Genomic DNA, 13,024 nt, shown 5'->3' with positions numbered 1-13,024 from the left:
TACCCCGGAGGACGGATGGCTTCCGTTACGGATTCCAGTGCGGCGGCGCCCTCGGCGCTGCGGCGGAGCCTCGGCTTCCGGGATCTGGTCGTCTACGGCCTGCTGTTCATCGCCCCGATGGCCCCCGTCGGGGTCTTCGGCACGCTCGACGCCACGTCGCACGGCGCCGTGGCCCTCGTCTACCTCTGCGCGACCGTGGCGATGGCCTTCACGGCCTTCTCCTACGCGCAGATGGTGCGGGTCGCCCCGCAGGCCGGCTCGGTCTTCACGTACGCCCGAAAGGGTCTCGGCGAGGGACCGGGGCTGATCGCCGGATGGATGGCGATGCTCGACTACCTGCTGATCCCGGCGGTCGCCTACCTCTTCTCGGGGATCGCCATGAACGCGCTGGTCCCGGAGGTGTCGCGGTGGGTGTGGACGGCCCTGGCCGTCGTGCTCACCACCGCGTTGAACCTGTGGGGCGTACGGGCGGCGGCACGCGTGGGCTTCGCCGTGCTGGCCATGGAGATCCTGGTCCTGCTCGTCTTCGTGGTGGCCGCGGTGACCGTACTGGTCCAGGGCGGGGCCCGGCGCGGCTGGCTGTCCCCGCTGACCGGTGACGGCTCGCCGGCCTTCGGTACGGCGGCGGTGCTGGGCGCGGTGTCGGTCGCGGTCCTGTCCTACCTCGGCTTCGACGCCATCGCCTCCTTCGCCGAGGAGGTGACGGGCGGCTCGGAGCGGGTGGCGCGGGCGGTGCTGTTCTGCCTGGCCCTGGCCGGGCTGCTGTTCGTCGCCCAGAGCTATCTGGCGGCGTTGCTGATGCCCGTGTCCGCGGCGGAGTTGGCGGCCGAGCCCGCGCTGCAGGGCCCGGCCTTCTACGACGCGGTGGAGTCGGCCGTCGGCTCCTGGTTGCACGACCTGGTGGCGGTCAGCAAGGCGATCGGGGCGGCCTTCGCGGCGCTGGCCGGGCAGGCGGCGGCCGGGCGGCTGGTGTTCGCGATGGCCCGGGAACGGCGGCTGCCCCGGGTGCTGGCCCGGACCTCGGACGGGACCCCGCGGGTCGCCCTGCTGGTGGCGGCCACCATCACGCTGGTCGCGGCCGTGTGGGCGGCCCGGCGCGACGACGGGCTCGACCAGTTGGTGTCGGTGGTGGACGTCGGGGCGCTGGTGGCCTTCACCCTGCTGCACGCCTCGGTGGTGGGCTGGTTCGTGGTCAAGCGGCGCGAGGGTCCGCCGAACTGGTGGAAACACCTGGTGATGCCGGTGCTGGGTGGGGCGGTGACCGTCGCCGTGATCTTCGAGGCCTCCTGGACGGCGCAACTGGTGGGGGCGGTGTGGCTGGCGGTGGGCCTGACGGTGCTGTTCGTCCAGCGCGGCCGCCGCGACCTGCCCGGCGACACCGGCGCCGGGGCCTGACGCACTGTCGGCGGCGCCGGATAGCCTGCGTGCATGGGTCTGAATACGTCGGCCGAGGCGCCGCTGCCGGTAGGCCAGGTGTCCCGGCTCATCGGGGGCTGGATCGAGCGGCTCGGCCAGGTGTGGGTGGAGGGGCAGATCACGCAGCTCTCGCGGCGACCGGGAGCGGGGGTGGTCTTCCTGACGCTGCGCGACCCCTCGCACGACATCTCGGTCAGCGTGACCTGCTTCCGCCAGGTCTTCGACGAGGTCGCCGACGTGGTCTCCGAGGGTGCCCGGGTCGTGCTGCTGGCCAAGCCCGAGTGGTACGCCCCGCGCGGTCAGCTGTCCCTGCGGGCCACGGAGATACGGCCGGTCGGCATCGGGGAGCTGCTCGCCCGGCTGGAGCGCCTCAAGCGGTCCCTGGCCTCCGAAGGACTCTTCGCGCTGGACCGCAAGAAGCCGCTGCCCTTCCTGCCGCAGCTGATCGGGCTGGTGGTCGGGCGGGCCTCGGCGGCCGAGCGCGATGTCCTGGAGAACGCCCGGCGCCGCTGGCCGGCGGTCCGCTTCGAGGTGCGCAACGTCGCCGTCCAGGGGGTGCACGCGGTGCCCCAGGTCGTCCAGGCTGTCAAGGAGCTCGACGCCCTGGACGAGGTCGACGTGATCATCGTGGCGCGCGGCGGGGGCAGCGTGGAGGACCTGCTGCCCTTCTCCGACGAGGAGGTGGTCCGGGCCGTCGCCGCGGCCCGCACCCCGGTGGTCTCGGCGATCGGCCACGAGCCGGACTCCCCGCTGCTGGACCTCGTCGCGGACGTCCGGGCCTCCACGCCCACGGACGCGGCGAAGAAGGTGGTCCCGGACGTCGGCGAGGAGCTGGAGCGCGTACGCCAGCTGCAGGCCCGGGGGCTGCGCGCGGTGAGCGGGCTGCTCGACCGGGAGGAACGGGGCCTCGCGCACGCCCTGGCCCGGCCGGTCTTCGTCCACCCCCAGCGGATGGTGGAGATCCGCGAGGACGAGCTGGACGCCCTGCTGGCCCGCGCCCGGCGCACGCTGGGGCACCTGCTGGACCGGGCCGACTCTGAACTGGCCCACACCCTGGCCCGGGTGGTGGCGCTCTCCCCCGCGGCGACCCTGGAGCGGGGGTACGCCGTGCTGCAGCGGGCCGACGGCCATGTGGTGCGCTCGCCGCAGGAGGTGGCCCCGCACGACGTGCTGCGCGCGCGGGTGGCGGAGGGCACGTTCACGGTGGAGGTCTCCCCGGCGGACCCGAGCGCCGCTTCGCAATAGCGCCACACGGCCGCAATCACGTGGTCGCACGACACACAGAGGATGGATACGGGAATGACAGAGGCCGGAACGGCGCTGGGGTACGAGCAGGCCCGCGACGAGCTCATCGAGGTCGTCCGCAAGCTGGAGGCCGGTGGGACCTCGCTGGAGGACTCGCTCGCGCTCTGGGAGCGCGGCGAGGAACTGGCGAAGGTGTGCCGGCACTGGCTGGAGGGGGCCCGGGCCCGGCTGGACTCGGCGCTCGCGGCACGCGAGCCGGCCGAGGAGGAATGACCCGGGCGGAAGTGATCCCGATCACCAGCAGGCCAATTTAGTTGAAAATTCATCTACCTCCGCCGTAGAGTCTGGGACATCGCTTCACCTCCGTATGGAAGAAGGCTTTCCGATGTCTCTCGTTCTTGACCCCGCCGCGCAGGACCTGCTGTTCCGCGAGGCCCGCACGGCCAACTCGTTCACCGACGAGCCGGTCACCGAGGAGCAGGTCCAGGCGATATACGACCTGGTGAAGTTCGGTCCCACCGCCTTCAACCAGACTCCGCTGCGCATCACCCTGGTCCGCTCCCCCGAGGCCCGCGAGCGCCTCGTGCAGCACATGGCCAAGGGCAACGACGCCAAGACCGCCACCGCGCCGCTGGTCGCGATCCTCTCCGCGGACAACGAGTTCCACGAGGAGCTCCCGCAGCTGCTCCCGCACTTCCCGCAGGCCAAGGACGCGTTCTTCTCCGAGCGCCCGGTCCGCGAGCAGTCCGCGCTGCTGAACTCCGCGCTGCAGGCCGCGTACTTCATCATCGGCATCCGCGCCGCCGGCCTGGCCGCGGGCCCGATGACCGGCGCCGACTTCGCCGGTATCCAGAAGGAATTCCTGGACGCCGACCACACCCCGATCATGGTCATCAACATCGGCAAGCCGGCCGCCGAGGGTGCCTGGTTCGACCGCTCCCCGCGCCTGGGCTTCGACGAGGTCATCACGACCGTCTGATCGGCTCCGCCGCAGCACAGCACACGCAGAAGGGCCGTGCGCCCCGGGATCCCGGGGCGCACGGCCCTTCTCGCGTACACGTTCCACGTTCCGCGTTCCACGCGCGCGGGGGCGCGCGGCGTGCGGGGGCGCGGGCGGCGGGTGCGGTGCGACGCGCCCCCACTCGCCCTGCCCGTCCCGCTCGCGCTACTTGCCCTGCTTGAACTCCAGCGCCGCCGCCAGCGCGCCGAGCTGGTCGTAGGAGGCCGTGCCGGTCACCACCGTGACGTAGCCCTGCTCCTGCCGCACGAGGGCGTCGTACTTCTCGCCGTCCCAGCGTTCCCAGGTCAGGTCGCCGACCTGCTGCGTCTGCCCGGTGGCCTTCGCCTGCTGGGTGACCTTGGCGAGGTACTTGGCCGAGGTGTCCGTGGACTGCTCCACCGCCGCGTACTGCTGCTCCGGGTCGAGGAAGCCCAGGTGCCAGGCGTTGGCGTTCTTGCGCTCGTACGTCACCGAGGTCGCCCGCCACTGCTCCTGGAGCCCCACGGGGGCCGCCACCGGATACGGGGCCGCGCGCCGGGCCGTGATGGTCTCCACCCGGTAGTCGACCGCGTGCGTCGGGTCGGCCTCCTCGTCATGCGGGACGAAGAGGTAGATCCCGGCGACGACGATGCCGATCACCCCCAGCGACCGGACCATGTCCCAGACCGTCTGCTTGCCTTTCATACCTGCCACGCGCCCCATCGTCCCGCATCGCGGGGCGGCGATCACCGCCGGGGTCGCGGTGCGGCGCGTGTCGGCGGACCCTGGAGAGTCCCGGAGGAGATCCGGCGGAGTCCCGGAGGAGATCCGGACGGCCCGGGAGGGCCGCAAGACGTCCGCTCAGGACAATCGACTGACCGATATGCCGCTCATACGTGACCCGCCCTGCTCAATATGTCGACGTACCGATAGAGTTCCAGCACCCTCACTTCCCGGCCGTCGCCGTACAGAAAGGTGCGCTCCGATGACCGAGCACAACCTGCCGCCCCAGCTCGAAGTCTCTCCGGAGGCCCCCGACCGCAACCTCGCACTGGAACTCGTACGGGTCACCGAGGCCGCCGCCATGGCCGCGGGCCGGTGGGTCGGACGCGGCGACAAGATCGGCGCGGACGGTGCCGCGGTCAACGCGATGCGCACCCTGATCTCCACCGTCTCGATGAACGGCGTCGTCGTCATCGGCGAGGGGGAGAAGGACGAGGCCCCCATGCTCTTCAACGGCGAGCGCGTCGGCGACGGCACGGGCGCCGAGGTCGACATCGCCGTGGACCCGATCGACGGCACCACCCTGAACGCCAAGGGCATGCCGAACGCCATCGCCGTCCTGGCGGCCGCCGACCGCGGCACCATGTTCGACCCGTCCGCGGTGTTCTACATGGAGAAGCTGGTCACCGGTCCCGAGGCCGCCGACTTCGTCGACATCAACGCTCCCGTCTCGGTGAACATCCGCCGGGTCGCCAAGGCCAAGAACATGGCCGTCGAGGACGTCACCGTGGTCATCCTGGACCGCCCCCGTCACGAGGGCATCGTCAAGGAGATCCGCGAGACCGGCGCCCGCATCAAGTTCATCTCCGACGGCGACGTCGCCGGCTCGGTCATGGCCGTGCGCGAGGGCACCGGCGTCGACCTGCTGCTCGGCATCGGCGGCACTCCCGAGGGCATCATCTCGGCGTGCGCCATAAAGTGCCTCGGCGGCACCATCCAGGGCAAGCTCTGGCCGAAGGACGAGGCGGAGCGGCAGCGGGCGCTCGACGCCGGTCACGACCTGGACCGCGTCCTGACCACGAACGACCTGGTGTCCGGCGAGAACGTCTTCTTCGTCGCCACCGGTATCACCGACGGCGAGCTGCTGCGCGGTGTCCACTACCGCTCGGAGACCGCGACGACGTCCTCGCTGGTCATGCGCTCCAAGTCGGGCACGATCCGGCAGATCGACTCCACGCACCGCCTGTCGAAGCTGCGCGCGTACAGCGCGATCGACTTCGACCGCGCGCACTAGTCGCCGCCGTCACGGTGTGAGGAAGCGAGAGGGGCGGTCACCGCGTGCGGCGGGACCGCCCCTCTCGCACATCCAGGCGTGATGTCGGCGCCCGGCGGCCGGCGCCCGGGCGGACCGCCGCGGGCGGACCGGGACCGGTGCAGCACGCCTCAGGTCGCTTCAGGCCCCGTCGGTCCGCTTCGTTCGGTCCGCTTCAGCCCGCTTCGGTCCGCTTCAGCCCGCCGCGGCGATCGGCCCGGCTCCGGGGGCCTGACGCAGCTCGGCGGCCCTGCGCCGCATCCGCGCCAGGACCACCCGGCGCTCGGCCGCGGTGAGCCCGCCCCACACCCCGTACGGCTCGGGCTGGAGCAACGCGTGCTCCCGGCAGGCGACCATCACCGGGCAGCGGGCGCAGACGCGCTTGGCGGCCTCCTCGCGCGAGAGCCGGGCCGCGGTCGGCTCCTTGGACGGTGCGAAGAAGAGCCCCGCCTCGTCCCGGCGGCACACCGCCTCCGCATGCCATGGGCCGTCCTCCGTCCTCGCCGGCACCCGCGGCTTCGGCACGGCCGCCGCGCGCCCCGGAAGACTCTGGACGGCGGCTACCTGCAAGGACTGATGCGGCGGATGCGGCACGGTCTACTCCTGACGACGTATACGTGAGCGAGAGACGACGCACCTGTCCCTACCCGCTGTACGCGCCCCTATGCACCGCGCGCCACGGGCCGCCGGGGGTTCGTCCGAAACGAGACCCCGTCGGGCGGGCCGTCACGGGCCGTCACTCCGCGGCCGCGGCCCATCCGGGATCCCGCCCGAGGAAGGCCAGCAGGCGCGCCGCCGCGCCGTCGTCCGCGCCCGGCGTGAGAGGGAGGGCCGGGCCGTAGGCGAAGCCGCGCAGCGGCTCGGCGAGGGCGTCGGCGGCCGGGCGCAGCGCGGCGGCCAGCGCGTCGGTCAGGCCCGAGGGGCGGCCCGTGGCGACGGCGAGGTCCCAGGCGTGCACGGCGGCGTCGAGGGCGGCCGCGCCGACGGCCGTCTCGGCCGGTACGGAGAAGGGCGGCAGCGGCACGGCCACCTCGGCCGTGCCCGGGGCGACCCCGGCGAAGGCCTCGGCCGCGGCCGCGAGCGCCGGTTCCAACAGGTCCGCCGGCGCCCCGGCCAGGGTGCCGGAGGGTGCGAAGGGGTCCTCGGCGGGTCCCGGCCCACCGGTCAGGCGGGCGGCGTAGGCGAGCTGGTCGCCGGCGGCGTGCTGGAGGACCTGGGTGACGTTCCACTGCGCGCAGGGGGTCGGGCGGTCCCAGCCGTCGGCGGGTACCCCGGCGACGGCCTCGCGCAGCGTCGCGTACGCCTGGTCGAGCAGTTCCCACTTGGTTGTCGTCATGAACCGGACACTAGAGGTCCCCGGTCACCCGTCGGCCGAATTTCATTGCATCCGCGGCCTGTTGATCCTCCGCGGTCAGCCGTCCAGGCGCTTGCGCAGCTTGCGGGCCAGGTCCACCAGGCGGGCGCCGAGCTTGGGCCGCGCCTCGATGTTGCCCAGCAGGGCGAAGCCCCGCACGATCACCACCGGCGCCTGCGGGTCGGTCTCCCCGCGGCCCTCGCCGCGTACCTCGAAGTTGCCGAGGACGCCGCTGCCGTAGCCGCGCAGGGTGACGTTCTCCGGGACCAGGACCTCGACGTTGCCGAGGACGCAGGTCACGTTGATCTCGGTGACCTGCTGTTCGAAGACCGCTTCGGTGAGGTCGATGGTGATGTCGCCCATGACCGAGACGGCGCGGGTGTGCGGGCCCGGCCGCCAGCGGCCCTTGCGGGCGGAGCTGCTGCACACGGCCACTATGGTCTCGGCGGGGCCGCCCGGAGCGGTGGAGGGGGCCGCGTGCGCGGGCGAGGCATGGACGCCGCCGGGCGTGGGCAGATCCCGTACGAGCACTTCCAGCTCGCCGACGGTCTTGACCGCGTAGAGCGTGTCCAGGCGGTCGGAATGCTCCTCGGCCGTCAGCCGGCCTTCGGCGACCGCGTCGCCGAGGATCTGCGCGATCCGGTCCCGGTCCGCGTCGGAGGCGCGCAGCTCGGCGGGGCCGGCGGTCGCGGGGGCGGGGGCGTCGGGGTGCTTTTCCAGGTCCACGACGCCCAGCATAGCCAGACACGATAGATCGCGATACTGCTGAGTGAGCCTTACCTCACAGACACGCCGCGGGGAAGAGGTCCTACGCTGGTTAACCGCGCTGCCAATTGGTCGCCAGCGCCGTCTGCCGAGTGAGGAATGACTGCCGTCATGCCAGAGTTTGCGTACACCGACCTGCTGCCCCTGGGCGAGGACACCACCCCGTACCGACTGGTGACCGCCGAGGGCGTGTCCACCTTCGAGGCGGACGGCCGTACGTTCCTCAAGGTCGAGCCGGAGGCGCTGCGCAAGCTCGCCGAAGAGGCGATCCACGACATCCAGCACTTCCTGCGCCCCGCGCACCTCGCGCAGCTGCGTCGGATCATCGACGACCCGGAGGCGAGCGCGAACGACAAGTTCGTCGCGCTGGACCTGCTGAAGAACGCGAACATCGCGGCGGCCGGCGTCCTGCCGATGTGCCAGGACACAGGCACGGCGATCGTCATGGGCAAGCGCGGCCAGAACGTGCTGACCGAGGGCGGCGACGAGGCGGCGCTCTCGCGCGGCATCTACGACGCCTACACGCGGCTGAACCTGCGCTACTCGCAGATGGCCCCGATCACCATGTGGGAGGAGAAGAACACCGGCTCGAACCTGCCCGCGCAGATCGAGCTGTACGCGACCGACGGCGGCGCGTACAAGTTCCTCTTCATGGCCAAGGGCGGCGGCTCGGCCAACAAGTCCTTCCTCTACCAGGAGACCAAGGCGGTCCTCAACGAGGCCTCCATGATGAAGTTCCTGGAGGAGAAGATCCGTTCGCTCGGTACGGCGGCCTGCCCGCCCTACCACCTGGCGATCGTGGTCGGCGGCACCTCGGCCGAGCACGCGCTGAAGACCGCCAAGTACGCCTCGGCGCACTACCTGGACGAGCTGCCGCGCGAGGGCTCGGCGCTGGGCCACGGCTTCCGCGACGAGGCCCTGGAGCAGCAGGTCTTCGAGCTGACCCAGAAGATCGGCATCGGCGCGCAGTTCGGCGGCAAGTACTTCTGCCACGACGTCCGCGTCGTGCGCCTCCCCCGGCACGGCGCGTCCCTGCCGGTCGCCATCGCCGTGTCCTGCTCGGCGGACCGCCAGGCCACCGCGAAGATCACCGCCGAGGGCGTCTTCCTGGAGCAGCTGGAGACGGACCCGGCGCGCTTCCTGCCGGAGACCACGGACGAGCACCTGAGCGAGGCCTCGGACGTCGTCTCCATCGACCTGAACCAGCCGATGGACGACATCCTGGCGACGCTGACCGAGCACCCGGTCAAGACCCGGCTGTCGCTGACCGGCCCGCTGGTCGTGGCCCGCGACATCGCGCACGCCAAGATCAAGGAGCTGCTGGACTCGGGCGCGCCGATGCCGCAGTACCTGAAGGACCACCCGGTCTACTACGCGGGTCCCGCGAAGACCCCGGAGGGCTACGCCTCGGGCTCCTTCGGTCCGACCACGGCCGGCCGCATGGACTCCTACGTCGAGCAGTTCCAGGCGGCGGGCGGTTCCAAGGTCATGCTGGCCAAGGGCAACCGCTCCCAGCAGGTGACGGACGCGTGCGGTACGCACGGCGGCTTCTACCTGGGCTCGATCGGCGGCCCGGCGGCGCGCCTGGCCCAGGACTGCATCAAGAAGGTCGAGGTCCTGGAGTACGAGGAGCTCGGCATGGAGGCGGTCTGGAAGATCGAGGTCGAGGACTTCCCGGCCTTCATCGTGGTCGACGACAAGGGCAACGACTTCTTCCAGAACCCTGCCCCGGAGCCGACGTTCACCCACATCCCGGTCCGCGGCCCGGGCCTGTAGCGCGACCGCCCGAGGGCCTCTCTCCCGATCGGGAGAGAGGCCCTCGGGCATGTCCGCCCATCGGCAGATGGTGGGCCGAAGGGCTCCCGGCGAGGCTGTTCCCGTAGCCGAACAGCTCACCTACAGCGGGAGTTCACAGTGAAGAACCGTACGCGCGCCCTCCTTTTCGCCGGATCCGCCGCACTGCTCGCCACCTTGATCGGTGCCGCCCCGGCCCCGGCGGCGCCGGCCGCGCCGAAGCTCGCCTCCGTGCACGGCGGAGCCTCGGTGTTCTACGCCTACTCGGCCGACGACGACATCCGCTTCACCGTCGACGCGGAGGCGGCCCCGTGGAGCAAGCCGTTCCCGGACCCGCAGGGCAAGCAGGGGATGCCGACCGACGCGCGGGGCAAGGTGACGGTGTACCACCACTCCCCCGAGCACGACGTCACCGGCACCTCGGAGGCCGAGGTGGACTGCCTGGTCACGGGCGGCAGGATCGCGACCGTCACCGCCGTGGTCACCAAGTCGAACGTGGGCATGGTGGGCAAGCGGATCGGGATCAGCGTCCAGGACGGCGAGCGGGGCGCGCCGGACCGTCTGGGCTTCTCGTGGGGCGTCGCCAACATCGACCCCCCGAACCAGGAGCCGAACGGCGATGTCGCGAAGCCGTCGGCGGGCACCTGCATGGCCCCGGCCCCCTTCACGACGGTGACCGAGGGCGGCTTCAAGGTCACCGCGGCCCCGCTTCCGCCGCTCCCGCGCTGAGCGGCTCCCCCGGGGTACCGGGCCGACGGGGGTGGCCCGGTACCCGCCCGGAGCGGCGGCCAGGGGCGCGGGCGTCGCCGCCCTCCGCGGCCCGGTCCGTAGCCCGACCGTACGAGGGCCTCTCCCCCGATCGGGGGAGAGGCCCTCGGGCATGTCCGCCCACCGGCAGATGGCAGGCCGCAGAGCTCCGGCGAGGCTGTTCCCGTAGCCGAACGGCTGCACTGCCAGAGGGAGTTCACGATGAAGAACCGCAAGCGCACCCTCGTCCTGGCCGGCACCGCCGTCGCCCTGATGGCGACGCTGATCGCCGCGGCGCCCGCCCCCGCCACCCCTGCGGCGCCCGCCGCGCCGAAGGTCGCCGCGGTGCACGGGGGTGGCACGGTGCACTACCCCTACGTGCCCGCGTCGCACGACATCCGCTTCACGGTCGACGCCGAGGCCGTCCCGTGGAGCAGGCCTTTCCCGGCCCCGGGCGGGGAGCAGGGCATGCCCGTCGACGCGCGCGGCAAGGTGACGATCTACCACGCGATGCCGGACCAGAACTTCACCGCGGTCGGCGAGGCGGAGGTGGACTGCCTGGTCACCGGCGGCCGGACGGCCACGGTCACCGCGGTGGTCACCTCCTCGAACGTCGGCTGGGAGGGCAGGCGGATCGGGATCAGCGTCCAGGACGGCGAACGCGGCGGCCCGGACCGGTTGGGCTTCTCGTGGGGCATCGCCAACGTGGACGTGAAGCCGGACGGCACGGTGGCCGAGGGCAAGGTGGGCACGTGCATGGCCCCGGCCCCCTTCACCGAGGTCACCAAGGGCGGGTTCAAGGTCACCCCGGCACCCTTGGCCCCGCGACCGAAGGCCTAGCTACGGCGCCGGAACGGACAGGCACCGGGCCTCAACGGGGGTGGCCCGGTACCCGTCCCGGACGGCGGCCAGGAGCTCGGTCATCGTCAGGCCGAGCACGTCGCGGAAGACCTTCAGGCCCGCGCCGCCGGCGCCGCCCACACGGAGCAGGACCGTCCCCTCGGCCGCCACCACGGCCGCGCGGACGTGCTCGGGGGCCGGGCCGCTTCCCTCCTCGCGGTTGCACGTCTCCGGGCTCCCGAACACGCAGGTGTCGCACTCCCACTCGGCCATCCACCGCAACCGTCCGCCCTCGGTCAGCTGCCAGGCGTGGAATACGCAACGGGGACACGGGGCGCAGGAGGCGGTCCTCGGCATCGGCATCGGCATCGGCATCGGCATCGGCATCGGCATCGGCATCGGCATCGGCATGGTGGCAGCCTGCCCTGGCCGGGCCGGGGCCCGCACGGGGTTAACGTCGGGGACACGACCCCGCACCTGTGCGTTCACCCCGGTTTGCAAGGATTTCCGTATGGCGCCGACGACCCCCTCTCTCCGCACCGCCCGCGCGACGCGCGTGGTCGCCCATCGCGGGGCCTCCCACGAGCACCCCGAGCACACCCTCGCCGCCTACCGGCAGGCCATCGCCGACGGGGCCGACGCCCTCGAATGCGATGTCCGGCTGACCGCCGACCACAAGCTGGTGTGCGTGCACGACCGGCGGGTGGAGCGGACCTCCGACGGGAGCGGGGTGGTATCGGAGATGACCTACGCGCAGCTGTCCGCGCTCGACTTCGGGGCGTGGAAGGGGGCCGGGCACGCCGGCGCCCGGGTGCTGCTCTTCGAGGACCTGCTCCGGGAGGCGCTGGCCGCGGACCGGCCGGTCGGGCTGGCCGTCGAGACCAAGCACCCGACCCGGGCCGGCGGCCGGCTGGAGGTCGAGCTGACGCGGATGCTCCGGGAGTACGGGCTGGCCGACGGGGCTGCCGGGCTGGTCGAGGTGATGAGCTTCTCGCGCGTCGCGCTGACCCGGCTGCACCGGCTGGTGCCCGGGCTGCCCGCCGTCTACCTGATGGAGCGGCGGCTCCGCCCGGTGCGTCCGCCCTACGCGACCCACGCGGGCCCGGGCATCGACCTCGTACGCCGGGACCCGGGGCTGGTGGCCCGGCTGAAGGCGAAGGGGCTGTCGGTGCGGGTGTGGACGGTGGACGAGCCGCAGGACGTGGAGCTGTGCCTGCGGCTCGGCGTGGACACGATCATCACCAACCGGCCCAGGCAGGTGCGGGAGCAGCTGGAGGGCCGCTGACGCGCGGCCCGACGGCGGGACGGATCAGGCCCCGGTCGGACCTGATCCGAAGCCGGTCAGGCCCGCTGCCCCGCGGTGCGCGAGGACCTCGACGAGAAGCCGGCGCGCACCGCGCGCACCCCGCAGGCGACGACCCCGGCCAGCGCGATCACCTGCAGGGGATTGATCCAGACCGGGACGAGCTCGACCTCGACGCCGTCGGGGAACACGCACGCCCGGGACACGGGGAAGACCCGTGAGGTGATCTTTATGTCGCCGTCGGGCGTCCGGTCGGACTGCGGGCCGAACCGCTCGGCGCGTTCGGCGATGCAGGGTCGCACGGGGCGGGAGTCGAAGCCGCTGAGGCTGCCCAGGGTGAAGGCGATGACGGCGACGCTCAGGCAGGCGACGGCGCCTTCCACCCAGGGGCCGACGGCGCCGCGGCTCATGCCGGGCCTTCGGATCGCCAGCAGGTGCACCACCTTCACGAGGAGGAAGGCGGCGGCCGGGAGGGCCGCGAGGACGGCGGCGACTGCTACGAGGATCGGGCTCACCCTTACATGGACACGAGGCATCGGGTCGGCT

Annotated in this window: 15 protein-coding genes; 9 read left to right on the top strand and 6 right to left on the bottom strand. The window is 72.4% G+C overall.

Going from position 1 to position 13,024, the window contains the following annotated elements:
- Window positions 1-15 precede the first annotated feature (15 nt).
- From BCL76_RS22035 to BCL76_RS22020, 4 genes are all read left to right on the top strand, one after another.
- Complete coding sequence (locus tag BCL76_RS22035) at window positions 16-1,395, top strand: APC family permease (RefSeq protein ID WP_109781175.1); 1,380 nt, start codon at window positions 16-18, stop codon at window positions 1,393-1,395.
- A 33-nt stretch (window positions 1,396-1,428) separates the two neighbouring features.
- Complete coding sequence (gene xseA, locus BCL76_RS22030; protein ID WP_109781174.1) at window positions 1,429-2,661, top strand: exodeoxyribonuclease VII large subunit; 1,233 nt, start codon at window positions 1,429-1,431, stop codon at window positions 2,659-2,661.
- A 54-nt stretch (window positions 2,662-2,715) separates the two neighbouring features.
- Window positions 2,716-2,934 (top strand): exodeoxyribonuclease VII small subunit, encoded by a 219-nt coding sequence (locus tag BCL76_RS22025; RefSeq protein WP_030385819.1) that lies wholly within the window; start codon window positions 2,716-2,718, stop codon window positions 2,932-2,934.
- A gap of 112 nt (window positions 2,935-3,046) precedes the next feature.
- Window positions 3,047-3,640 carry a malonic semialdehyde reductase gene (locus BCL76_RS22020; RefSeq protein WP_030764902.1) on the top strand — a complete coding sequence of 198 codons (594 nt, stop codon included), beginning with the start codon at window positions 3,047-3,049 and terminating at the stop codon, window positions 3,638-3,640.
- A gap of 186 nt (window positions 3,641-3,826) precedes the next feature.
- On the opposite strand, the gene BCL76_RS22015 is transcribed toward BCL76_RS22020, so the two are convergent.
- Window positions 3,827-4,345, bottom strand: coding sequence for a DUF4245 domain-containing protein (locus BCL76_RS22015; RefSeq protein ID WP_181382675.1), 519 nt, complete (start codon window positions 4,343-4,345; stop codon window positions 3,827-3,829).
- 280 nt (window positions 4,346-4,625) lie between these two features.
- Between BCL76_RS22015 and glpX the strand changes: the two genes are divergently transcribed.
- Window positions 4,626-5,657 carry a class II fructose-bisphosphatase gene (gene glpX, locus BCL76_RS22010; RefSeq protein ID WP_030712049.1) on the top strand — a complete coding sequence of 344 codons (1,032 nt, stop codon included), beginning with the start codon at window positions 4,626-4,628 and terminating at the stop codon, window positions 5,655-5,657.
- Between the two features lie 213 nt (window positions 5,658-5,870).
- Here glpX and BCL76_RS22005 read toward each other — a convergent pair whose 3' ends face one another.
- From BCL76_RS22005 to BCL76_RS21995, 3 genes are all read right to left on the bottom strand, one after another.
- Window positions 5,871-6,269, bottom strand: coding sequence for a WhiB family transcriptional regulator (locus BCL76_RS22005; RefSeq protein ID WP_375137951.1), 399 nt, complete (start codon window positions 6,267-6,269; stop codon window positions 5,871-5,873).
- Between the two features lie 142 nt (window positions 6,270-6,411).
- Window positions 6,412-7,011: a TIGR03086 family metal-binding protein gene (locus BCL76_RS22000; RefSeq protein ID WP_109781172.1), complete on the bottom strand. Its 600-nt coding sequence runs from the start codon at window positions 7,009-7,011 to the stop codon at window positions 6,412-6,414.
- Window positions 7,012-7,086: 75 nt separating this feature from the next.
- The gene (locus BCL76_RS21995; RefSeq protein WP_258309837.1) at window positions 7,087-7,755 is read right to left on the bottom strand and encodes a DUF1707 SHOCT-like domain-containing protein; all 669 of its coding nucleotides are present in this window, start codon (window positions 7,753-7,755) and stop codon (window positions 7,087-7,089) included.
- A gap of 150 nt (window positions 7,756-7,905) precedes the next feature.
- Between BCL76_RS21995 and BCL76_RS21990 the strand changes: the two genes are divergently transcribed.
- The 3 genes from BCL76_RS21990 (at window position 7,906) to BCL76_RS21980 (ending at window position 11,175) form a co-directional block, all read left to right on the top strand.
- A complete protein-coding gene (locus BCL76_RS21990) occupies window positions 7,906-9,570 on the top strand; it encodes a fumarate hydratase (protein WP_109781170.1) in 1,665 nt (554 codons plus the stop codon).
- 138 nt (window positions 9,571-9,708) lie between these two features.
- A complete protein-coding gene (locus tag BCL76_RS21985) occupies window positions 9,709-10,317 on the top strand; it encodes a hypothetical protein (protein ID WP_109781169.1) in 609 nt (202 codons plus the stop codon).
- Window positions 10,318-10,557: 240 nt separating this feature from the next.
- On the top strand, window positions 10,558-11,175 hold the full coding sequence (locus tag BCL76_RS21980; protein ID WP_109781168.1) for a hypothetical protein: 618 nt from the start codon (window positions 10,558-10,560) through the stop codon (window positions 11,173-11,175).
- Here BCL76_RS21980 and BCL76_RS21975 read toward each other — a convergent pair whose 3' ends face one another.
- Window positions 11,176-11,586 (bottom strand): hypothetical protein, encoded by a 411-nt coding sequence (locus tag BCL76_RS21975; protein WP_146228411.1) that lies wholly within the window; start codon window positions 11,584-11,586, stop codon window positions 11,176-11,178.
- 100 nt (window positions 11,587-11,686) lie between these two features.
- On the opposite strand from BCL76_RS21975, the gene BCL76_RS21970 reads away from it, so the two are divergent.
- Window positions 11,687-12,460 carry a glycerophosphodiester phosphodiesterase gene (locus tag BCL76_RS21970; RefSeq protein ID WP_109781166.1) on the top strand — a complete coding sequence of 258 codons (774 nt, stop codon included), beginning with the start codon at window positions 11,687-11,689 and terminating at the stop codon, window positions 12,458-12,460.
- Between the two features lie 56 nt (window positions 12,461-12,516).
- On the opposite strand, the gene BCL76_RS21965 is transcribed toward BCL76_RS21970, so the two are convergent.
- Window positions 12,517-12,993: a hypothetical protein gene (locus tag BCL76_RS21965; protein WP_109781165.1), complete on the bottom strand. Its 477-nt coding sequence runs from the start codon at window positions 12,991-12,993 to the stop codon at window positions 12,517-12,519.
- Between the last annotated feature and the right edge of the window lie 31 nt (window positions 12,994-13,024).

The organism is Streptomyces sp. CG 926 (assembly GCF_003148825.1).
In the GTDB taxonomy this organism is placed as follows: domain Bacteria; phylum Actinomycetota; class Actinomycetes; order Streptomycetales; family Streptomycetaceae; genus Streptomyces.
The sequence above is the reverse complement of the archived record's forward strand: the minus strand, read 5'-3'. Positions and strand labels throughout refer to the sequence as shown.

What these genes read in the sequence shown, in the direction of transcription:
- BCL76_RS21980 (WP_109781168.1), top strand. Translation starts at nt 10,558, where the DNA reads ATGAAGAACCGCAAGCGCACCCTCGTCCTGGCCGGCACCGCCGTCGCC.
- BCL76_RS21975 (WP_146228411.1), bottom strand. Translation starts at nt 11,586, where the DNA reads ATGCCGATGCCGATGCCGATGCCGATGCCGATGCCGATGCCGATGCCG.
- BCL76_RS22035 (WP_109781175.1), top strand. Translation starts at nt 16, where the DNA reads ATGGCTTCCGTTACGGATTCCAGTGCGGCGGCGCCCTCGGCGCTGCGG.
- xseA (WP_109781174.1), top strand. Translation starts at nt 1,429, where the DNA reads ATGGGTCTGAATACGTCGGCCGAGGCGCCGCTGCCGGTAGGCCAGGTG.
- BCL76_RS21970 (WP_109781166.1), top strand. Translation starts at nt 11,687, where the DNA reads ATGGCGCCGACGACCCCCTCTCTCCGCACCGCCCGCGCGACGCGCGTG.
- BCL76_RS22000 (WP_109781172.1), bottom strand. Translation starts at nt 7,011, where the DNA reads ATGACGACAACCAAGTGGGAACTGCTCGACCAGGCGTACGCGACGCTG.
- BCL76_RS22015 (WP_181382675.1), bottom strand. Translation starts at nt 4,345, where the DNA reads ATGAAAGGCAAGCAGACGGTCTGGGACATGGTCCGGTCGCTGGGGGTG.
- glpX (WP_030712049.1), top strand. Translation starts at nt 4,626, where the DNA reads ATGACCGAGCACAACCTGCCGCCCCAGCTCGAAGTCTCTCCGGAGGCC.
- BCL76_RS21990 (WP_109781170.1), top strand. Translation starts at nt 7,906, where the DNA reads ATGCCAGAGTTTGCGTACACCGACCTGCTGCCCCTGGGCGAGGACACC.
- BCL76_RS22025 (WP_030385819.1), top strand. Translation starts at nt 2,716, where the DNA reads ATGACAGAGGCCGGAACGGCGCTGGGGTACGAGCAGGCCCGCGACGAG.
- BCL76_RS22020 (WP_030764902.1), top strand. Translation starts at nt 3,047, where the DNA reads ATGTCTCTCGTTCTTGACCCCGCCGCGCAGGACCTGCTGTTCCGCGAG.